Source organism: Mangrovibacter phragmitis (genome assembly GCF_001655675.1).
In the GTDB taxonomy this organism is placed as follows: Bacteria; Pseudomonadota; Gammaproteobacteria; order Enterobacterales; family Enterobacteriaceae; genus Mangrovibacter; species Mangrovibacter phragmitis.
Map to the genome: position 1 here is coordinate 393,226 of NZ_LYRP01000033.1, position 20,954 is coordinate 414,179.

19 protein-coding genes and 1 pseudogene are annotated in these 20,954 nt (G+C 49.9%); 10 read left to right on the plus strand and 10 right to left on the minus strand.

The window, feature by feature from the left end:
* A pseudogene (locus A9B99_RS17430) lies at nt 1-239 on the plus strand (ChiP family protein); the annotation flags it as partial.
* Between the two features lie 204 nt (nt 240-443).
* On the opposite strand, the gene fur reads toward A9B99_RS17430, so the two are convergent.
* From fur to ybfF, 4 genes are all read right to left on the minus strand, one after another.
* Nucleotides 444-893, minus strand: coding sequence for a ferric iron uptake transcriptional regulator (gene fur / locus A9B99_RS17435; protein WP_064599680.1), 450 nt, complete (start codon nt 891-893; stop codon nt 444-446).
* Nucleotides 894-1,178: 285 nt separating this feature from the next.
* The gene (fldA, locus tag A9B99_RS17440; protein WP_064599682.1) at nt 1,179-1,709 is read right to left on the minus strand and encodes a flavodoxin FldA; all 531 of its coding nucleotides are present in this window, start codon (nt 1,707-1,709) and stop codon (nt 1,179-1,181) included.
* A 157-nt stretch (nt 1,710-1,866) separates the two neighbouring features.
* Nucleotides 1,867-2,157, minus strand: a complete 291-nt coding sequence (gene ybfE / locus A9B99_RS17445) for a LexA regulated protein (protein WP_036110697.1) — start codon at nt 2,155-2,157, stop codon at nt 1,867-1,869.
* A 131-nt stretch (nt 2,158-2,288) separates the two neighbouring features.
* Complete coding sequence (gene ybfF, locus A9B99_RS17450; protein WP_064599684.1) at nt 2,289-3,065, minus strand: esterase; 777 nt, start codon at nt 3,063-3,065, stop codon at nt 2,289-2,291.
* Nucleotides 3,066-3,250: 185 nt separating this feature from the next.
* On the opposite strand from ybfF, the gene seqA reads away from it, so the two are divergent.
* Both seqA and pgm read left to right on the plus strand, forming a co-directional pair.
* A complete protein-coding gene (seqA, locus tag A9B99_RS17455; protein ID WP_064599686.1) occupies nt 3,251-3,802 on the plus strand; it encodes a replication initiation negative regulator SeqA in 552 nt (183 codons plus the stop codon).
* A gap of 24 nt (nt 3,803-3,826) precedes the next feature.
* A complete protein-coding gene (gene pgm / locus A9B99_RS17460; RefSeq protein ID WP_064599688.1) occupies nt 3,827-5,470 on the plus strand; it encodes a phosphoglucomutase (alpha-D-glucose-1,6-bisphosphate-dependent) in 1,644 nt (547 codons plus the stop codon).
* Nucleotides 5,471-5,721: 251 nt separating this feature from the next.
* Here the strand turns inward: pgm and kdpE are convergent, their stop codons facing one another.
* From kdpE to kdpF, 6 genes are read right to left on the minus strand one after another with little or no spacing between them, the layout of a single operon-like run.
* On the minus strand, nt 5,722-6,402 hold the full coding sequence (gene kdpE / locus A9B99_RS17465; protein WP_064599690.1) for a two-component system response regulator KdpE: 681 nt from the start codon (nt 6,400-6,402) through the stop codon (nt 5,722-5,724).
* On the minus strand, nt 6,399-9,083 hold the full coding sequence (kdpD, locus tag A9B99_RS17470; RefSeq protein WP_064599692.1) for a two-component system sensor histidine kinase KdpD: 2,685 nt from the start codon (nt 9,081-9,083) through the stop codon (nt 6,399-6,401). Before kdpD ends, kdpE begins: the two co-directional genes overlap by 4 nt.
* Nucleotides 9,084-9,096: 13 nt before the next feature.
* Nucleotides 9,097-9,675 (minus strand): potassium-transporting ATPase subunit KdpC, encoded by a 579-nt coding sequence (gene kdpC / locus A9B99_RS17475; protein WP_064599780.1) that lies wholly within the window; start codon nt 9,673-9,675, stop codon nt 9,097-9,099.
* A 7-nt stretch (nt 9,676-9,682) separates the two neighbouring features.
* A complete protein-coding gene (gene kdpB / locus A9B99_RS17480) occupies nt 9,683-11,731 on the minus strand; it encodes a potassium-transporting ATPase subunit KdpB (RefSeq protein WP_064599694.1) in 2,049 nt (682 codons plus the stop codon).
* A gap of 10 nt (nt 11,732-11,741) precedes the next feature.
* A complete protein-coding gene (kdpA, locus tag A9B99_RS17485; protein WP_064599695.1) occupies nt 11,742-13,424 on the minus strand; it encodes a potassium-transporting ATPase subunit KdpA in 1,683 nt (560 codons plus the stop codon).
* Nucleotides 13,424-13,513, minus strand: coding sequence for a K(+)-transporting ATPase subunit F (kdpF, locus tag A9B99_RS23650; RefSeq protein WP_064599697.1), 90 nt, complete (start codon nt 13,511-13,513; stop codon nt 13,424-13,426). Before kdpF ends, kdpA begins: the two co-directional genes overlap by 1 nt.
* A gap of 305 nt (nt 13,514-13,818) precedes the next feature.
* Here kdpF and A9B99_RS17495 point away from each other — a divergent pair, with 305 nt between their 5' ends.
* The 7 genes from A9B99_RS17495 to tssC all read left to right on the plus strand — a co-directional run bounded on the left by A9B99_RS17495 (nt 13,819) and on the right by tssC (nt 20,945).
* Nucleotides 13,819-14,025 (plus strand): YbfA family protein, encoded by a 207-nt coding sequence (locus tag A9B99_RS17495; RefSeq protein ID WP_064599699.1) that lies wholly within the window; start codon nt 13,819-13,821, stop codon nt 14,023-14,025.
* 276 nt (nt 14,026-14,301) lie between these two features.
* Nucleotides 14,302-15,750, plus strand: a complete 1,449-nt coding sequence (gene phrB / locus A9B99_RS17500; RefSeq protein WP_231889208.1) for a deoxyribodipyrimidine photo-lyase — start codon at nt 14,302-14,304, stop codon at nt 15,748-15,750.
* On the plus strand, nt 15,747-16,490 hold the full coding sequence (locus A9B99_RS17505; protein WP_064599702.1) for a type 2 GTP cyclohydrolase I: 744 nt from the start codon (nt 15,747-15,749) through the stop codon (nt 16,488-16,490). Before phrB ends, A9B99_RS17505 begins: the two co-directional genes overlap by 4 nt.
* A gap of 43 nt (nt 16,491-16,533) precedes the next feature.
* A complete protein-coding gene (gene pxpB, locus A9B99_RS17510) occupies nt 16,534-17,190 on the plus strand; it encodes a 5-oxoprolinase subunit PxpB (RefSeq protein WP_064599704.1) in 657 nt (218 codons plus the stop codon).
* Complete coding sequence (gene pxpC, locus A9B99_RS17515; protein ID WP_064599706.1) at nt 17,184-18,119, plus strand: 5-oxoprolinase subunit PxpC; 936 nt, start codon at nt 17,184-17,186, stop codon at nt 18,117-18,119. The genes pxpB and pxpC overlap by 7 nt, the downstream gene beginning before the upstream one ends.
* Nucleotides 18,120-18,866: 747 nt before the next feature.
* Nucleotides 18,867-19,364: a type VI secretion system contractile sheath small subunit gene (tssB, locus tag A9B99_RS17520; protein WP_064599783.1), complete on the plus strand. Its 498-nt coding sequence runs from the start codon at nt 18,867-18,869 to the stop codon at nt 19,362-19,364.
* Between the two features lie 33 nt (nt 19,365-19,397).
* Complete coding sequence (gene tssC / locus A9B99_RS17525) at nt 19,398-20,945, plus strand: type VI secretion system contractile sheath large subunit (protein WP_064599707.1); 1,548 nt, start codon at nt 19,398-19,400, stop codon at nt 20,943-20,945.
* The last annotated feature ends 9 nt before the right edge of the window (nt 20,946-20,954 follow it).

Below are 20,954 nucleotides of genomic sequence, written 5' to 3' on the forward strand. Positions count from 1 at the left end.
AAAACCAATTTGTCTCACACAACAGGGAACACAAATCTGGATTTTCAGTCCGGTTATCTCGCCGAAATGTTCGGCCTGGAGCTTGCGGTTTTTACCGCAATTGAAATGGCGGAGTCTCCTGAAAGCGGTCACTCCAATGAAATTGCTTGTTATCAGGCAATAAAGCATACAAGGAAGACTGGCGCGGCGATAAGAGTGGTATCCGCCTGTGTAAAGCAGCGGCAAAGTTTAAATACGGCTCTGTGTCAGCGGTAATGTGCAGGTGCGCGCTGTGAGCCCGGATGGCAAGCGCGTACCAGCAGGGGCGTTATTGCTAAGTAATGCTGATTCGCTTGTGGGAGATGGAAGCCCTGCCAGCGGAACAAAGCTCACTGACAAAAAAACCAGGTATTAAGCCTGGCTTTTGTTGATGTCACATTACACAGGCTTACGGGTACACCCGATTATTTGGTGCCTTCGTGCGCATGTTCATCATCACGGCAATCGCCTTCAGCGCAATGACCATAGAGGTACAGACTGTGGTTTGTCAGGCGAATACCATGGCTGGTAGCAATTTCACGCTGGCGAGCTTCGATAGAATCATCGCTGAACTCAATAACTTTACCGCAGTCCAGGCAAATCAGATGGTCATGATGGTGCTGCTGCGTCAGTTCGAATACCGATTTGCCGCCTTCGAAGTTATGGCGTGTAACGATACCGGCGTCATCAAACTGATTGAGCACACGATACACGGTAGCAAGACCAATCTCTTCTCCCATGTCAATCAGTCGCTTATATAAATCTTCCGCGCTGACATGGTGATTGTCCGGCTCCTGCAACACTTCCAGGATTTTTAACCGGGGAAGCGTGACTTTCAGGCCTGCCTTCTTTAATGCGGTATTATTGTCAGTCATGCGGAATATGTCCTGTTGCTTGCAAAGTACCCGTGAATGGGCATACGACGTAATACGCTAAAGTTAATGCGTCTCATTATAGGTTTGACACTCCCTAAAGAAAACCGCAAGTCTCCAGCAAAATTGAAAAATAATAATCTGACAGCACTGGCACATTTACCAAAAAAACATGCTGTCAACTGGATCATTGTACAGCGCTAACGTGAAAAAGTTAAAAAAATGTAGCAATTATTTTTATCGGTTTTACCTATCAATCCGGCGCAATATAGTTGCGCCGTTGAATTATCAGGCATTAATAATGCTATCGAGCTGCATTTCTTCAGAAACTTGCTTAACCCATTTTTCAACACGCTCAGCTGTCAACTCTGGCTGACGGTCTTCATCAATAGCCAGGCCGACAAAGTGGTCGTCATCCGCCAAACCCTTCGAGGCTTCAAAATGATACCCGGCAGTTGGCCAGTGGCCGACGATAACCGCACCACGCGGTTCGATAATGTCACGCATTGTGCCAAGGGCGTCACAAAAATATTCGGCGTAATCTTCCTGATCACCGCAACCGAACAGGGCTACCAATTTACCCGTAAAATCAATTTCTTCCAGTGTAGGGAAAAAATCATCCCAGTCACACTGTGCTTCACCGTAATACCAGGTTGGGATACCAAGCAGCAGAATATCAAAGGCTTCAATATCTTCTTTGCTGCTCTTGGCTATGTCGTGCACTTCAGCAACATCTTTACCAAGCTGTTTTTGAATGCTTTTTGCAATGTTTTCAGTGTTGCCGGTGTCGCTGCCGAAAAAAATGCCTACGATCGCCATGAGTTTAATAACCTCTTGAAACTTAATGTTATGGTGGCGTGAGTTTGTCCACAGATAAGGCAATGATAGCAGAACAGCTTCCCATGCGGAAACAGCTATCACTACCGGGTGCACACGCTGCTACATGAAAAGGAAAAACTGGCCGGGAATGCGTGGATTATATATGACCGGGTTTTGTGTTATCTAACTGAGCCATCAACATCTCTTCAATAAGTTCGCTTCGGCTCATGTTACGCACCTGCGCCAGCTCATTCAGCGCATCTACCGCATCGGCATTCAATTTTAATTCCACACGCTTAAGCCCACGAACCTTATCGCGTTTAAGCTGGTTGCGTTTATTAATACGCAATTGTTCGTGACGTGACAGTGGATTTGTTTTCGGGCGACCCGGACGGCGTTCATCCGCGAACAGATCTAATGTCGTACGGTCCGTTTGTTCTTTTGCCATGATTAGAATAGTGAGGAAAACAGGTGGCTTGAGCAACGTGCTCGGGCGCATTACAGCGCGCCATGATACATCAGGCAACATGACGCGCCAACGCGAAAGCCACATTTGCCAGCCAGTCGGCGGCTTTTTAATCAGTTTTGGTCTGCGGGGTTAAGAAAACGGCGAATCGCGCGGATGACTGCATCGGGTTTTTCCGCATGAACCCAATGACCGGCACCTGCAACTACCCAGGCTTTGGCACAAGGAAATTGAGCCAGCAGTGTTTCACGATACTGTTCCTGAATATAAGGTGACTGCCCGCCGCTGATAAAGAGTGCCGGGTGCGGCCATGGCGCGACGGTTTCCCAGCCGACAATATTGCTGTATTGCGCTTTGAGTACCGGGACATTAAAACGCCACTCACCATTAACAAAGGATTTCAGCAAAAACTGAATAACACCTTCCTCATCGATAATGTTACGCATCACGGTTGCTGCATCTTGCCGGGTAGTGACACCGGCTGCATTGACGGCGTCTATAGCGGCAAAAATAGTGTCATGGCGGCGAACATGATAATCGACCGGGGCTATATCAATAGCGACCAGTTTTTCAACCCGGTTTGGTGCTTGTTGTGTCACCGCCATTGCGGTTTTGCCGCCCATTGAATGGCCGATGAAAATCGCCCGGTCTATATGCTGTTCGTCCAGCGTATCCAGTACATCCTGAGCCATAGCAGGCCAGGTCATGGTGTCGCTGCGTGCAGACAAGCCATGGTTGCGTAAGTCTATTTGCAGTACGTCGTGGTCCTTCACAAGGTCTCTTGCCAGAACCCCCAAATTGTCCAGCGTACCGAATAATCCATGGATAAGCACAATCGGTGGATTGTTAGTCATTTGTTGAGCAGATTGCAGGCGAGCGTGTAATTTCATAGAAAACTTCTTTTTTTCGCTGTCTCAGGAATAGAGTATTATGTTGGCTATTCTGCCATCCGGCTGCAAGGGTTACAGTTAATTCTGACTTTTGACACCATCCCGGGTTGATGCTATTCGCCATTGGGTTTTGACTCTATAATCCCAATGATTTGTATTCAGAAAAGATATGTAACTGGATTAAAATGAAAACGATTGAAGTTGATGACGAGCTGTATCGCTACATTGCGAGCCACACACTGCATATTGGTGAAAGCGCGTCAGACATTTTGCGGCGTATGCTGAAACTCTCTTCTGGTCAGCAACCTGTTGCGCTGTCCTCTTCTACAATTTCAACGAACAGCAGTGTTCCTGTTTCACGTATTGAAAAAGCGCCAGAAAAACCGAAAGATAAAGTACGGGCAATGCGTGAATTACTGCTGTCAGATGAATATGCGGAGCAAAAGAAAGCGGTTAACCGCTTCATGCTGGTGCTTTCAACGCTCTACTCTCTGGATTCTTCCACATTTGCTCAGGCAACGGAGTCTTTACATGGGCGCACCCGGGTGTATTTTGCGGTTAATGAGCAAACCTTATTGAAGAATGGTAATCAGACTAAACCTAAGCAAGTTCCCGATACCCCTTATTGGGTTATCACGAATACCAATACGGGCCGCAAACGTAGCATGGTCGAGCATATTATGCAGTCGATGCAGTTCCCGGCAGAATTGATTGAAAAGGTTTGCGGCACTATTTAACGCTTGTGACAAAAAGGACCAGCAATGGCTAACCATCCTCGAGCAGGGCAACCTGCGCAGCAGAGTGATTTGATTAATGTCGCTCAACTGACCGCTCAGTATTATGTACTGAAACCTGTGTCAGGTAATCCAGAGCACGCGGTGAAGTTTGGTACGTCAGGCCACCGGGGTAGTGCCGGTCGCCATAGTTTCAATGAAAGCCATATTCTTGCCATCGCCCAGGCGATTGCAGAAAACCGTGCCCAGAACGGTATTACCGGGCCGTGTTATGTCGGTAAAGATACGCATGCGCTTTCTGAACCAGCATTTATTTCTGTTCTGGAAGTGCTGGCCGCCAACGGTGTGGATGTCATTGTTCAGCAGGATAACGGTTTCACTCCGACGCCTGCTGTTTCCAACGCGATTCTGGTTCATAACAAGCAAGGTGGCCCGCTGGCTGATGGTATTGTGATTACGCCATCGCATAACCCACCAGAAGATGGTGGTATCAAATATAACCCACCTAATGGTGGCCCGGCAGACACCGGTGTAACAAAACTCATTGAAGAACGTGCCAATGCGTTATTAGCAACAGGCCTTGCGGGTATTAAGCGCGTGGCTCTGGATGAAGCGCTGGCAAGTGGGCATGTCCAGGAAGTTGATCTTGTTCAGGCGTACATTGAAGGCCTGGCCGATATCATTGATATGGCCGCTATTCAAAAAGCAGGCCTGAAACTGGGAGTGGATCCACTGGGTGGTTCCGGCATTGAATACTGGAAACGTATTGCTGAGCATTACAAACTGAATCTGACTCTGGTTAATGATCAGGTTGATCAAACGTTCCGCTTTATGCACCTGGATAAAGACGGCGTGATCCGCATGGACTGCTCTTCTGAATGCGCCATGGCCGGTCTGCTGGCACTGCGTGATAAATTTGATCTGGCATTTGCGAATGACCCGGATTATGACCGTCACGGTATTGTTACCCCAGTTGGGTTGATGAATCCAAACCATTACCTTGCTGTCGCCATTAATTATTTATTCCAGCATCGTCCGCAATGGGGTAGTGATGTCGCTGTGGGTAAAACCCTGGTTTCTTCAGCCATGATTGACCGGGTTGTGGATGCCCTTGGCCGTAAGTTGGTGGAAGTGCCGGTTGGGTTTAAATGGTTTGTTGACGGTTTGTTTGATGGCAGTTTTGGTTTTGGTGGGGAAGAGAGCGCCGGAGCGTCGTTCCTGCGTTTCGATGGTACGCCATGGTCAACTGATAAAGACGGAATCATCATGTGCCTGCTGGCTGCGGAAATTACAGCAGTGACGGGGAAAAACCCGCAACAACATTATGATGAGCTGGCTGCGCGTTTTGGTGCGCCAAGCTATAACCGCCTGCAGGCGTCTGCCACTTCTGCGCAAAAAGCTGCGTTATCCCGTTTGTCACCGGAAATGGTTAGTGCCAGTACACTTGCCGGGGATGAAATCACTGCCCGTGTGACGACAGCGCCTGGCAATGGTGCTGCAATTGGTGGCCTGAAAGTCATGACTAAAAACGGCTGGTTTGCCGCGCGTCCGTCAGGTACGGAAGACGCTTATAAAATTTACTGTGAAAGTTTCCTGGGTGCGGAGCACCGTAAACAGATAGAAACAGAAGCGGTGGAAATTGTGAGTGCGGTACTGAGCAGTGCTAAATAATGTCAGTCAGAAAGAGAAACTGCCAGTTTCTCTTTCCTGAATAAGTCAAAAAGAGCGCCAGCGGCGCTCAGATTGATGAAAAAGAAGGAAAAAGCGTGATTTTTTCCTTCTTTTTAGTTAGCAGCCGAAAATCAATGAATTGATTTTCCTGGTTTTTATTGGGTAGCACCCTCTTGTTCTGTGCGGACATGAGGTTTGTCATCAGACTTAAAGAGCGCCAGTGGCGCTCTTTAAGTCTGATGCAAGCTGCGTTAATTCAGCATAAAACGGTAACCAATACCGGTTTCAGTTAACAGATGGCGCGGGCGTGCGGGGTCAGTCTCCAGTTTCTGGCGCAGATGCCCCATATAAATGCGCAGGTAGTGGCTGTGCTCGACAGCGTTTGGCCCCCACACCTGGTTGAGTAACTGGCGTTGAGTCAGCACTTTGCCATGATGGCGCAGCAGTACAGCCAGCAAACGAAATTCAATGGGTGTCAGGTGAATATCGGCTTCATTACGGCAAATACGCCGGGCTGCGAGATCAACCTGAATGTCACCAAAGGTGTACAGGCTGTTCTCCTCCTCATTGCCAGAAGTGCGGCGCAGGGCCACACGCAAACGAGCCTGGAGTTCCCCAATGCCAAAGGGCTTACTCAGGTAGTCATCTGCTCCGGCATCCAGTGCGGCGATTTTATCCTGCTCATCACTGCGAGCCGAAAGCACAATAATGGGAATCTGGCTCCACTGGCGTACATCGCGAATAAAATCCAGCCCGTCGCCATCAGGCAGACCCAGATCGAGAATAACCAGGTCAGGCTTTCGTGTCGCTGTTTCAATGAGCCCGCGCTGTAATGTGTCTGCTTCAAAAATGCGTACATTTTCATCTTCCAGCGCATTGCGTAGAAAACGACGAATTGCCTGTTCATCTTCGACAACAACAATAGTAGTCACATCACCTCGTCAGTTTCATCAAGCCCCGGAGGGGTAAGGTGGGGCAGGCGGATATGAAAACTGGCACCGCCCTCAGTACGGTTCTCAGCATAAATCTCACCGTCATGGACATCAACAATTGCCTGACAAATTGCCAGGCCAAGCCCGACACCTGGGATGGCGGATTCTTTGGTGCCGCGGGCAAATTTTTCAAAAATTGTGGTCTCCTGGCCGGGAGGAATACCGGGGCCGGTATCCCAAACCTCCAGGTCAATGATGGATTCATCACTGCGAACAGTAATCCCAACCTGTGCCTGATTGCCTGCGTATTTCACAGCATTTTCCAGCAGATTAATCAGTACACGTTCAAACAATGTTCCGTCCACATGAATTAACAGTAAGGGGTCGGGCAGGTTGAGATGGATTTCACGCCCCCCCGTTATCGGATCCAGTTGCTGGAGAGCACCACCAATTAACTCTTCCACTGGGATCCAGGCCCGGTGCAAATTAAACCCACCGGACTGGATCCGTGCCATGTCCAGCAGGTTATTCACCAGACGAGTGGTATTAAGCACTTGCTGGCGAATTTCATTTGCCTGCGGAGCATGTTGTGAGCCTTCAGAAGCCAGGTCGAGGGTTAAAATTTCCGCCTGGCCGAACAACACAGTTAACGGCGTGCGCAAATCGTGGGAGAGTGCTGCCAGCAGCGTATTACGAATGCGTTCCCGTTCCCCGGCAACCCGTGCCTGTTCTTCACTGACCATCAGATTCAGGTGATCCAGTGCTGAGGTGACCAACAGCAGTGCTGTTTCGAGCAATCGCTTCTGTTCGGGTATCATTAGCTGGCGCAAATTATCGGGCATGATAACCATCAGCCCCAGCGTTTTCCCTTGTGTGCGCAGAGGGTGAATCTGCCAGAGTACGCCTGGCAGTGTGTCGGTGCCCGCGCCAGCAGGGTGCCCGTTATCAAAGCTCCAGCGCGCAATCGCGTCATCCCACCACACTGGTGTGCCTTGATCACTCACTGGCCGCAGTTGCCCCTGGTTGTCAGGGAGTAATAATTGCGCATCGGCCTGGAAACTTTGGCGGATAAACTGCTGGCTGGTGAGCGCTATCTCTTGAGTGTTTCGGGTGACGGCGAGGGCGCGTGAAATTTCATACAGATGATGTGTGCGCTGCTCCCGGTGGCGGGCCACGCGTGCCTGGTAACGGGCACCTGCGGTCAGGGTGCCAATTAATAACCCGACAGCCATCATTACAGCGAAAGTGAGCAGGTACTGGACATCAGAGACAGCGAAGGTCCCACGGGGCTCAATGAAAAACAGGTCAAAGCAGGCAACATTGATTACTGTGGCGAACACCGAAGGGCCACGCCCGTATAACAATGCGACAACGACAACTCCAAACAGGTAGATCATTACCATATTGGCGGTATCCAGGCCCAGTAACCACAGGCTGGCAAAGAGCGTTATCACAAAACAAAATAATGCCGCGACAGCACATCCCAGTAGCTGTACTCGCCATTTTTCAAAAAAACGGCGCGTGTCGGGCATATTGCCGGTCGGGTCAGGGCGGTCATCCATAGCGACGACAATTAAGTCGAGGTCAGGCCCATGTTGCGCCAGTTTGTCGGCAAAGGAACGTGCAGGCCAGTAGCGTTTCCCCTGGCGGCGGCCAGTGATAACCTTGCCCAGATTATGTTCACGGGCATAGCGTACAATGGCATTGATTTCCTGAGGGGCAGACAACGTCGCTGTAGTTGCGCCTAATTCTTGTGCCAGGCTCAGTGCAGAGAGAATGGCCCGCCGCCTGGATTCATTCAACCGGTGTAAACGGGGGGTTTCGACATACACCGCATGCCAGGAACACCCCATCCTTGCTGCCATTCTGGCGGCGGTACGTACCAGTTTTTCATTGCCACTACGGGCGCCAATACACAGTAAAATGGCATCACGGGTGTGCCAGACTTTGCCTGGCTGTTGGATTCCCCGCCAGTCCTGCATTTGCCCATCGACCCGGTCGGCTGTGCGCCGTAATGCCAGTTCCCTGAGCGCGATAAGATTCCCGGTACGGAAGAAATGCTCAATGGCGCGCTCTGCCTGGCCTGGGATATAGACTTTGCCCTCACGTAACCGCTGGCGTAAATCTTCTGCCGGCAGATCAACCAAAACGACATCACTGGCATTATCAAAAATAGGGTCGGGGACGGTTTCTCTTACCTGAACGCCAGTTACGGCACCAACTATGTCATTCAGGCTTTCCAGGTGCTGTACATTGAGTGTGGTAAAAACATCAATACCGGCATCCAGTAATTCCTCGACATCCTGCCAGCGCCGCGGGTGGCGTGAGCCTGGTGCATTACTGTGGGCGAGTTCATCAACCAGAACCAGAGCCGGGTGGCGTGCCAGGGCACCGTCCAGGTCGAATTCTTCCAGTACCCGCCCTCGGTGCCCATGCCGCCTGGGAGGCAGAAAAACCAGGCCTTCTGTTAGCCTGGCGGTTTCTTCGCGCCCGTGGGTTTCAACAACACCAACAACCACATCCAGCCCTTGTTCGTACAACCGGCGTGCTTCCTGCAACATGGCCCATGTTTTACCCACGCCAGCACAGGCGCCGAAAAAAATGCGTAGTTTACCCCGCTCCGGGAGATTAACTTGCGCAATTAAACGGTCCGGGTCAGGGCGTAGTGGTTCCTGGTGCATGGATATTCCTTAATTAGTTTGACTGCCGGTAACTGTCCAGAGCCTGATTCAGCGATAACACATTCACAACGGGTTCACCAATGAAACCGGGTACTGGGTAGTGCGTTGCCTGTTCGACCAGAGTAGTTAACACACTCTTCGGAATATGGCGCGCGGCAGCAATACGTGGAATTTGCCACAAAGCAGCCTCGGGAGGAAGTTGCCCGTCAAGGCCGCTGCCCGACGCAGTAAGTAAAGCGACGGGAATGGGGCCAGTGGCTTGTGGGTTATTGTGCCGGAGTGACTGTGCTCGCCTGGTTAACTCTTGTGTTAACAGTGGGTTACCGACAGAAAGATTACTACCGCCGGAAGCCATCGGGTTATAAGGGAACTCTGCGGTAGCAGAAGGCCGGCCGTGAAAATACCCGGCCTGAGTAAATTCCTGCCCTATCAGCGCAGAGCCACGAACTTGTCCCTGTATTTCAACACGAGAGCCCATGGCTTGCCATGGAAACCACCATTGCCCAAGCACTGTGGTGATGAAGGGGTAGACACCACCAGTCAGTACAGTCAGAACAAGTAACAGCGAAATAGCAGAACGCAACGGAGACATATTCACCTCAAAACAAGCCTGTGGCACTGAGCAGCAGGTCGATAAGTTTGATACCAATAAAGGGTACGATTAACCCGCCCAGCCCATAAATCAGTAAATTCCGGCGTAACATGGCAGATGCGCCAAGGGGCTTATAATGCGTGCCGCGTAAGGCCAGTGGGATAAGGAAAACAATAATTAACGCATTGAAGATAACCGCACTGAGAATGGCTGAATTGGGCGAGTGGAGGTGCATGATGTTCAGCGCGTTCAATTGTGGCCAGTTCGCCGCGAACGCGGCCGGAATAATGGCAAAATATTTTGCGACATCATTGGAAATACTGAAGGTGGTCAGTGATCCCCGGGTCATCAGCATTTGTTTACCAATATGCACAACTTCTATCAGTTTGGTTGGGCTGGAATCAAGGTCAACCATGTTGCCCGCTTCTTTTGCTGCCTGGGTTCCGGTATTCATTGCCACTGCAACATCGGCCTGAGCCAGCGCCGGGGCATCGTTTGTTCCGTCGCCTGTCATCGCAACCAGCCGCCCTTCTGACTGATACTGGCGAATCAGGGCCAGTTTAGCCTCGGGGGTTGCTTCCGCCAGAAAATCGTCCACGCCCGCTTCAGCGGCGATTGCCGCAGCGGTCAGCCGGTTATCACCCGTTATCATCACGGTTTTAATTCCCATCTGGCGCAATTGAGCAAAACGGGTCTTGATACCGCCTTTCACAATATCCTTCAACTCAATAACACCCAATACCTGAGCGCCTTCTGAGACTACCAGTGGGGTACCGCCTGACCTTGCGACTTCTTCAACTTGCTTATCTATTTGTGACGGGAAACGGCCTTTATTAGCTTCAATATGACGGCGAACAGCGTCTACTGAGCCTTTGCGGATAATGCGGTTTTCCAGATTAATACCGCTCATGCGGGTTTGAGCGGTGAACGGCACAAATGTTGCGTTAAGCTGGCTGACATCCCGTTCACGTAAATTAAAGCGTTTTTTCGCTAATACCACGATACTGCGGCCTTCCGGCGTTTCATCGGCCAGCGATGCCAGTTGAGCGGCATCGGCCAGGCGCTTTTCGTCAATCCCGGGCGCGGGCATAAAACGGGCCGCCTGGCGATTACCCAATGTTATCGTACCGGTTTTATCCAGTAGCAAAACATCGACATCGCCTGCGGCTTCAACCGCCCGACCGCTGGTGGCAATGACGTTGGCGCTGAGCATACGGCTCATGCCTGCCACACCAATCGCTGATAATAATCCGCCTATGGTGGTGGGAATCAGGCAAACCAGCAGTGCTACCAATACCGGAATACTGACGGCATGACCCAGCCAGGCGGTAAAAGGCCAGAGTGTGGCAGTCGCCAGCAGAAAAATAATGGTCAGCGCTGAGAGCAGCACAGAAAGAGCTATCTCATTTGGGGTTTTCTGGCGACTGGCGTTTTCAACCATGGCTATCATTCGGTCGAGAAATGTTTCGCCAGGGTTGACGCTGCAGCGAATAACCAGCCAGTCAGACAGGATACGTGTACCACCCGTGACTGAGGCGAAATCCCCACCGGATTCACGAATAACCGGCGCTGACTCACCGGTGATGGCGCTTTCATCTACCGATGCACCACCTTCCACGACTTCGCCATCACACGGAATAATGTCACCCGCTTCAACCAGTACGATATCGCCTTTGCGCAGGGTCTCTGCCGGTACAGTTTCTGGAAGGCTGCCATAATGTGGTTCAGACAGGCGTTTTGCCAGACTGGTCTTTTTGACACCTCTGAGGGCGCTGGCCTGGGCTTTACTCCTGCCTTCAGCCAGGGCTTCCGCAAAATTAGCGAACAGCAGGGTTATCCACAGCCATGCACTGATAGCAAGAGTAAAACCGGCCTCTCCGTGAGTGATTTTTGTTAGCATGGCCAGGCCCAATAATGTCGTCAGGACACTTCCGGCCCATACGACAAACATCACCGGGTTGTACCATAACCTCGCAGGGTTAAGTTTAAATATGGCATCAATGATTGCCTGGCGGCCCAGTGTTGGGTCGAACAGAGCCTGTGTTTTACGTGTCATATGCGCTCCGTTAATGGGTCAATTGGTTTAAGCTGTCCACCACTGGACCCAGTGCCAGTGCAGGAACAAACGTAAGGGCACCGACCAGAATGACAGTGCCAATAAGCAGCCCGACAAACAGCGGGCCGCTGGTGGGGAGTGTGCCGTTTTGTGGTGTTTGAGCCGGTTTACTGGCCAGAGAACCGGCTATGCCCATGACGGCGGCAATGACGGCAAAACGGCCAATGAACATGCAAAACGCCAGTAGCAGGTTCCAGAATGGCGTGTTGGCATTTAACCCGGCGAAGGCGCTGCCATTGTTATTTGCGGCGGAAGACAGGGCATACAGCACCTCGCTGAAACCGTGTGCGCCTGGATTCAGAATGGCCTCGCGGCCGAAAGGTGTCAGGGTTGCCAGTGCTGTACCCAGTAAGACCAGTGCAGGCGTGACCAGAATAGCCAGTGCTGTCCACTTCATTTCGGCAAGAGTAATACGTTTGCCTAAGTATTCTGGTGTGCGCCCAATCATTAAACCGGCAATGAAAACGGCGAGGATCACAAACAAGATCATGCCGTACAGGCCTGAGCCGACACCGCCAAAAACCACTTCCCCCAACTGGATTAGCCACATGGGAATCATGCCGCCCAGTGCAGTGAATGAGTCGTGCATGCCATTAACTGCACCGCAGGAGGCCGCGGTTGTAATCACGGCAAACAGGCTGGTAGCCAAAATGCCAAAACGACTTTCTTTGCCTTCCATATTGGCGGTGCTGTTTGCACCAAGTGCGGCAAGGTGTGGGTTCCCTTGTGTTTCGGCCCACATAACAACAGCTGCGCACAAGACAAAAATAATTCCCATTGCCCATAACAATGTCTGGCCCTGGCGGTTATCGCGCGCGACTTCACCAAATGCAAAGCACAGTGCGGTGGGCAGTAAAAAAATAGCCAGCATTTGTATGAAATTAGTCAGTGCTGTAGGGTTTTCGAAAGGGTGAGCTGAGTTGGCATTGAAGAACCCACCACCGTTTGTACCCAGCATTTTGATCGCTTCCTGAGAAGCCACTGGCCCCCCTGGCAACAGGTGATGTAGCCCTTCAAGCGTGGTAAAGGGTTGTGCTGGCGCAAAATTTTGCAGTACGCCTTGTTGAATAAAGAAAAGCGCCATTATCAGCGCTATTGGCAGTAGTACCCACAGTGTAATTCGGGTGATATCAACCCAGGCATTTCCCAGTGTTTGAGCACTCTTGCGGGTGAGGCCGCGGATCAGTGCGAACGCAACCGCGATGCCAGTGGCTGCGGATAAAAAGTTTTGCACACCTAATCCCGCCATTTGGCTGAAATAACTCAGCGATGTTTCACCGCTGTATGCCTGCCAGTTGGTGTTGGTCACAAAACTAATAGCGGTATTGAGTGCCAGATCCCATGTCATTCCAGCTATATGCTGTGGGTTGAGTGGCAAGTGGTTTTGTAATATCAGCAGCGTAAATAACAGCACAATCCCTGTCAGATTAAACATCAGAATGGCTGTTAAATATTCACGCCAGCCCATCTCATTTCGCGGTATTCCGGTAATAAACCAGATACCTTGTTCCGGGCGTTGCATCCAGCGTGGCAGGTTACCTTCAATCAGGTAACGCAGGCCATGCCCCAGTGGGCGGGCAAGTAATATCAACACCAGCAGATAGCTGATGGTGAGCAAAATCGCATTACCCATCAGAATTTCTCCGCATGTAATAAGGCGTAGACCAGATAGCCGAGTAGCAGAAAAACCAGCACTATGCCAGCGACCAGGGAAAGACTCATCACGTTTACTCCAGTTATGAGGTTATCTGGGGGTTACGGTAAGCAAAGGGCTGGAAAAATTTCGCAAAAAAAAGCCGTCAGGGTGTAAAAAAAATATAAAAACATAACCGTGAAATAACTAATGTTTAGTATTAAATTAACAATCTTGTAACTAAATTACAGGCATTCTGCACCTGAGGTGAAAAAATGACCATTTATGTGGTCGGATGAGTGGTAAAGTTTCATCATTCCCGATATGATTTACAGCAGAGAACTTATTTATGCTTACCAGCACATTGAGCTGGTCCAAAAGGGGGGAGAACATTATGTCGCTATACCAATCCTGGCCTCTGCACCGCATTCTCCTGCGCAGGGCCGGTGTCATTATCATTGGTACATTAGCATTGCCGGTTATGTTGTTCTGGAAAGACCGTGCACGTTTTTATAGTTATCTGCACCGCATATGGATGAAAACCAGCGACAAACCTGTATGGCTGGCCCATGCAGAGTCAGCGGCGGGTGACTTTTACTGAGTTTTATGCCACCGCATTTCACTATTCTTCGAACATTCCCTGCCATGGTGTTTTTCTCCGTGGCATTTTTTTATCCATTCCCAGTGCCAAAATACCTGGCTAAACTTACAGGTAAAAGTGATAAGGAGTGGATATGCGAGAAAAAAAAGGCTCAGCCCCGGGCAGACATTTCCGGTTAAATTTTCACTTATGGTTTGTGCCAGCCTTGTACCCTGAGATTAAGCGGCACTTACGGTCATGCCTGTTCTTTACGGTTGTTGGGGGCAGAGTGTCAGCATGATGTCTACTCAACAAACTGTCCATTTAGTCTGGTTTCGTCAGGACTTACGCATTACCGATAATCTGGCTTTGGCTGCTGCGTGCAACGAAGATGATGCTAAGGTTATTGCCCTGTTTATTGCCACCCCTGAGCAATGGCGCAGACACAGTATGGCTGCCCGCCAGGCATGGTTTATTCGTGAGCAGGTGGTTTTACTGCGCCGTTCCCTGGGCGAAAAAGGGATCCCACTTTATTGCCTCAATGCGGCTGACTTTACTGATTCAGTTGGCACACTGGTGGAATTTTGTGAAGCACACCAGGTATCGCATCTGTTTTATAACTATCAATATGAACTGAATGAAAGGCGCCGCGATGCACAACTGGAACAGCAACTGGCAGGTAAAGTCACTTGTCAGGGGTTTGATGACAGCGTTTTATTACCACCGGGGAGTGTGTTGACAGGCAATAATGAAATGTTTCGTGTCTTCACGCCATTCAGCAAGGCATTCTTGCGCCGCTTGCGCGAAATAATGCCTCAGTGTGCTCCTGCTCCTCATGCTCGCGGTCCGGCAATCAGTGATGACACTCCAGTTGAATTTGATTACCCACTGCAACCAGTAGATACAACCCAATTTCCCCCTGGAGAAAAAGCGGCATTACAAAAGCTGCGTATGTTCTGCCAACAGAGGGTTCAGAATTACCAGCAACAGCGCGATTTCCCGGCACAGGATGGAACCAGCATGCTTTCCCCCTGGCTGGCGACTGGTGCATTGTCACCACGTCAGTGTTTCCGGCGACTGCTGGCGGAGCATCCTCATGTCATGGAACACGAAGAGGGAGCAGCAGTATGGCTGAATGAGCTTATCTGGCGTGAGTTCTATCGCCACTTGCTGGTTGCCTGGCCTGCGTTGTGCCGACACCGGCCCTTCATTGGCTGGACGGATAACGTCGCCTGGTCACATGATAAAGCTTTGCTTGGTGCGTGGCAGCAGGGAAAGACTGGCTACCCCATTGTGGATGCCGCAATGAGGCAGTTAAACAGTACTGGCTGGATGCATAACCGGTTACGGATGATTACCGCCAGCTTCCTCACCAAAGACTTGCTGATTGACTGGCGGGAGGGTGAGCGCTGGTTTATGGAGCAACTTCTGGATGGTGATTTTGCTGCCAATAACGGTGGCTGGCAATGGGCAGCCTCTACGGGAACCGATGCTGCACCCTATTTTCGTATTTTTAACCCTGAAACCCAAAGTACCCGTTTTGATGTTCAGGGGAATTTCATTCGCCAGTGGCTGCCGGAACTCAGTCTGGTTCCTGCCAGCGCCATTCATAACCCGTGGAAATGGGCAGATAAGCAAGGGGTTACTCTTGATTATCCCCGTCCGGTTGTGGACCATAAAACGGCACGTTTGCATACGCTGGCTGCCTGGGAAGCCGCAAGAGAAAAAATGAAGGATGAACAATGAATAATATTGAACTGGAACAAGTTATTAACGAAAAGTTGAATGCTGCAACTTTTAATGACTATGCCCCTAATGGATTACAGGTTGAAGGCCAGCCAGAAGTGCAAAAGATTGTCACAGGCGTTACCGCAAGTCAGGCGTTACTCGACGAAGCTGTAAGGCTGGGAGCGGATGCGGTGATTGTTCATCATGGTTATTTCTGGAAAGGTGAATCGCCCGTTATTCGTGGTATGAAGCAGAAGCGATTGAAAACCTTGCTGGTTAATGACATTAATCTCTATGGCTGGCATTTACCCCTTGATGCTCATGAAGAGCTGGGAAATAACAGCCAGTTAGCTCAACTGCTGGGGATTACTGTAAAAGGTGTGATTGAACCGCTGGTGCCCTGGGGTGAAGTGGCAATCCCGGTTTCAGGGGCCGAGTACGCGTCCTGGCTGGAGGCGCGTTTAGGCCGTAAACCGTTATGGTGTGGTGACAATGGCCCGGAAAAAATTACGCGTGTCGCCTGGTGTACCGGCGGTGGGCAAAGCTTCATTGATAGTGCAGCCCAGTTTGGTGTAGATGCGTTTATTACAGGTGAAGTGTCTGAACAGACGATTCACTCGGCCCGCGAACAGGGTATCCACTTTTTTGCCGCAGGCCACCATGCTACTGAACGATATGGGATAAAAGCATTGGGTGAATGGTTAGCTGCGCAGTATGGGCTGGATGTGATGTTTGTGGATATAGACAACCCGGCATGAGTTCTCTGTGAAACATGGGTCAGCAGTACCACAGGAGGCGGGAGTGCAGCGAGCACGGTGTTATTTACTGGGTGAGAATTGCGTAGTTTTATCTCTGGAACCACCAGTAAGCCTGGAAAGCCAGCAGCGCATATGGGGGCTGATGCAGCGCCTGCAGGGAATGCCAGAGGTACTGGAAGCAATAGCGGGCATGAACAATATCACGGTGATTCTCCGTGTTGCCAATAGCAATGCGCTGGATGCTATTGAACGGTTACAACGCTGGTGGGAAGAGAGTGAAGCCTGGACGCCACAATCCCGGCGCGTGGATTTCCCGGTCGTGTATGGTGGGCAACATGGGCCAGATCTCGGCGAAGTGGCCCGGCATTGTGGCATGACTCCCGCACAAGTCGTTGAACGCCACAGTAGTGTGGAATATGTGGTGTATTTTATGGGGTTTCAGCCGGGGTTTGCTTACCTTGGTGAGTTGCCTCACGAACTGGCAACCCCGAGAAGAGCTGAGCCGCGGCTGAATGTGCCTGCTGGCACGGTAGGAATTGGTGGTCAACACACCGGGATATATCCTCTGGAAACCCCGGGCGGCTGGAACCTGATTGGCCGAACATCCCTTGTACTCTTTGACCCACATAGTGAGCCTCCTGCGTTACTGAGGCCGGGTGACCGCGTGCGTTTTGTTCCGCAAAAGGAGGGAGTATGCTGAAAATACATCATGCCGGGATACATACCTCCGTTCAGGATGCTGGCCGTTCTGGTTTCCGCCAATTGGGAGTTAGCCTCTGTGGCGCACTGGACCTCCCCGCATTACGTACAGCCAACTTACTGGTCGGCAATGATCAATTTGCCGCAGGCCTGGAGGTGACTCTGGGCAATTTTGTGGCTGAATTTACGTCAACTGGCTGGGTAGCACTGACTGGTGCCGGCTGTGAGGCAACACTTGCAGGAAAACCCTTGTGGACGGGCTGGTGTTTTCCGGTGAAGCCGGGGGATCAACTCCGTTTGCGCCAGCCTCGCCATGGGATGCGCAGTTACCTTGCCGTCAGCGGTGGGGTTGTGGTTCCAGAGGTTATGGGCTCAAAAAGTACAGATCTTAAAGGCGGTTTTGGTGGGCTGGAAGGGCGATTAGTTCGTGATGGAGACAACCTGCTGGCAGGTGAGCCAGAACGCATTGTCACGCGCTCACGAGGGGTTAAACAGTTGCTGTGGAATAATCGGGTACGGGCATTACCTGGTCCTGAATATATGGATTTTACCCCATCAGCCCGGCAGGATTTCTGGCGTAACGGCTGGCAACTCTCGGCACAAAGTAACCGCATGGGGTACCGTCTGGTGGGAAACAGCCTGGAGCGCGAATCTGACCATGAGTTGCTGTCCCACGGGTTGGTTCCGGGAGTGGTTCAGGTGCCGCCAAATGGGCAGCCCATCGTATTGATGGCTGACGCGCAAACCACGGGGGGCTACCCACGCATTGCCTGTGTGATTGAAGCAGACAGATATCATCTGGCGCAGTTACGCCTTGGCGAACCACTGCATTTTATGCAGTGCACTCATGAAGAAGCGCACCGTGCCTGGGTTGAGCAAGAGCGTTACTTTGAGCAACTGGCAAGGTATCTGGAACAAGAGACTCACTGACTCATACTAATAAAGATAACAAGGCCGTCTTAGCTTATTGCAGGGTGGCCTTTTTTATTCCTGTAGCAGTCTGGTTGCATAATAAATGTAGGTGGGGACAAAGAAAATCCTTTTATATGACTATATTTTAATGTTTCTGAATGGCGGTGAATGTTTCCTGAAATAATTTTTTTTCGGCTGTCTCTTTTTATTTTAGCCATTATCTCTTTCTTTGATTTTCTGAATCAGATTGCTGTATGAGTAGCGTTTTTTTTACCTTGTTACTGATTGTTGTTATTTATTGGCAGGAGATTTATACAAGGAAATTGGTATCTTTTCCTTTATAAAAAGGTTTTATCTATTGATTTTATTAATTCTTCTCTTTTTGCTTTTATATAATGCATATATTTTTATTGATAAGCAGGAGTATTTCTTCGTTTTTATCTCCATTACTACTCTGTATTTCCTACCTTTTGGTCTCTGTTTACAGCGTTTTTAAATTGATAATTGGTTGTTTTTTGTTGTTTTATTCTGATTTATTACTTTTATTTGGGTTTTTATTCTATATAATGATTGTTATGTGTTATTTTCACCCAGTAAAGGATGTAGGGAGTTGTTATCTTATTCAGGTTTAAATACGCAATGCACTGTCTTCATAATTTATTTAATCAAATTAACGTATTTGAATATTTTCATCTGTCTATTATTGTATGTGCGGGCGGAAGTCCGGATGACACCAATAAAACATTCACTAATGAGAGAGGGGATATGAGCGACAGCTTCCAAAGGGAAATACCTAAAGCCCGCATTAACTTAAAACTGGATTTGCACACAGGAGGGGCGCAGAAGAAAACAGAATTGCCTTTAAAGTTATTAGTTGCTGGTGATTTTAGTAACGGCAAGGAGACACTGGCATTATCTGAGCGGAATAAAATCAACATTAATAAAAATAACTTTAATAGTGTGCTTGCTGACTATTCACCCTCTGTGAGCATGGCTGTAGAGAATACGCTTGCTGGTGACGGCAGTGAAGAAAATGTCAGCCTGACATTCCGTGATATGAATGATTTTTCTCCCGAACAGGTTGCACGGCAAATCCCTCAACTCAAAGCGATGCTGGCTATGCGTAACCTGCTCCGGGATCTGAAAGCAAATCTGCTGGATAACCAGTCTTTTCGTAAGGAACTGGAAAAAATCCTGCTTGACCCTTCCCTGAGCGCTGAGCTGCGTAATGAGTTGTCTGCGCTTGCGCCAAAACAGGCATAACACCAGTAACAATTTTAACGGACTAAATAAGGAATGCTGATGGCTGTAAATACTGAAAGCGCAACCACTGGGGATAGTGTGGTACTGGAACGCCCTGAAATGGGCAGTGTGTATACCTCGTTGTTTGAGAAAATTAATCTTAACCCGGTTTCAGAACTTAGCGCGCTGGATATCTGGCAGGATGCACAGGCGATGTCTGACGCTACGGCCGATGAACGCCTGACTGCTGGCATGCAGGTTTTCCTCGAGTGCCTGAGTAAAGCGGGAGCCCGTGTGGAAAAACTGGATAAACACCTGATTGATCACCATATAGCGGAACTGGACTGGCAAATCAGCCGCCAACTGGATGCGGTGATGCACCATGAAAGCTTCCAGTCAGTGGAATCCTTGTGGCGTGGCGTTAAATCGCTGGTGGATAAAACAGACTTCCGCCAGAACGTCAAAATTGAACTCCTGGATTTATCCAAAGACGACCTGCGCCAGGATTTTGAAGATGCACCAGAAATTATTCAGAGCGGCCTGTATTTGCAGACATATGTTGCTGAATACGATACACCGGGTGGCGAGCCGATAGCGGCACTCATTTCTGCGTATGAATTTGATGCATCGGCTCAGGACGTTGCACTGTTGCGCAATATCTCAAAAGTGTCTGCGGCAGCGCATATGCCTTTTATTGGCTCGGCAGGCCCGGCATTTTTTCTGAAAGACTCAATGGAAGAAGTCGCGGCCATTAAAGATATTGGTAACTACTTTGACCGTGCGGAGTACATCAAATGGAAATCTTTTCGTGAAACGGACGATTCCCGTTACCTTGGCCTGGTGATGCCACGAGTACTTGGACGCCTGCCTTATGGCCCGGACACAGTACCGGTACGTAGCTTTAACTATGTTGAAGAAGTAAAAGGGCCGGATCACGACAAGTATTTGTGGACCAATGCATCATTTGCCTTTGCTGCCAATATGGTGCGCAGCTTTATCAATAATGGCTGGTGTGTACAAATTCGCGGCCCGCAGGCGGGTGGTGCAGTGCAGGATCTGCCAATCCATTTGTATGATCTGGGAACGGGCAACCAGGTGAAGATCCCTTCTGAGGTGATGATCCCTGAAACCCGCGAGTTCGAATTTGCCAACCTCGGTTTTATTCCGCTTTCCTATTACAAAAACCGCGATTATGCGTGTTTCTTTTCGGCAAACTCCACCCAAAAACCCGCACTGTATGATACGGCTGATGCAACAGCGAATAGCCGCATTAATTCGCGGTTACCCTACATATTCTTGCTGTCGCGTATTGCGCATTACCTGAAGCTGATTCAACGCGAAAACATCGGTACCACGAAAGATCGCCGTTTACTGGAACTGGAACTGAATACCTGGGTGAGTGGGCTGGTAACAGAAATGACTGATCCGGGTGATGAATTGCAGGCTTCTCATCCACTGCGTGATGCGAAAGTGGTTGTGGAAGATATCAGTGATAACCCGGGTTTCTTCAGTGTGAAACTGTACGCGGTGCCCCATTTCCAGGTCGAAGGCATGGATGTCAACCTGTCGCTGGTTTCCCGAATGCCAAAGGCGAAATCTTAACAAGGCAGG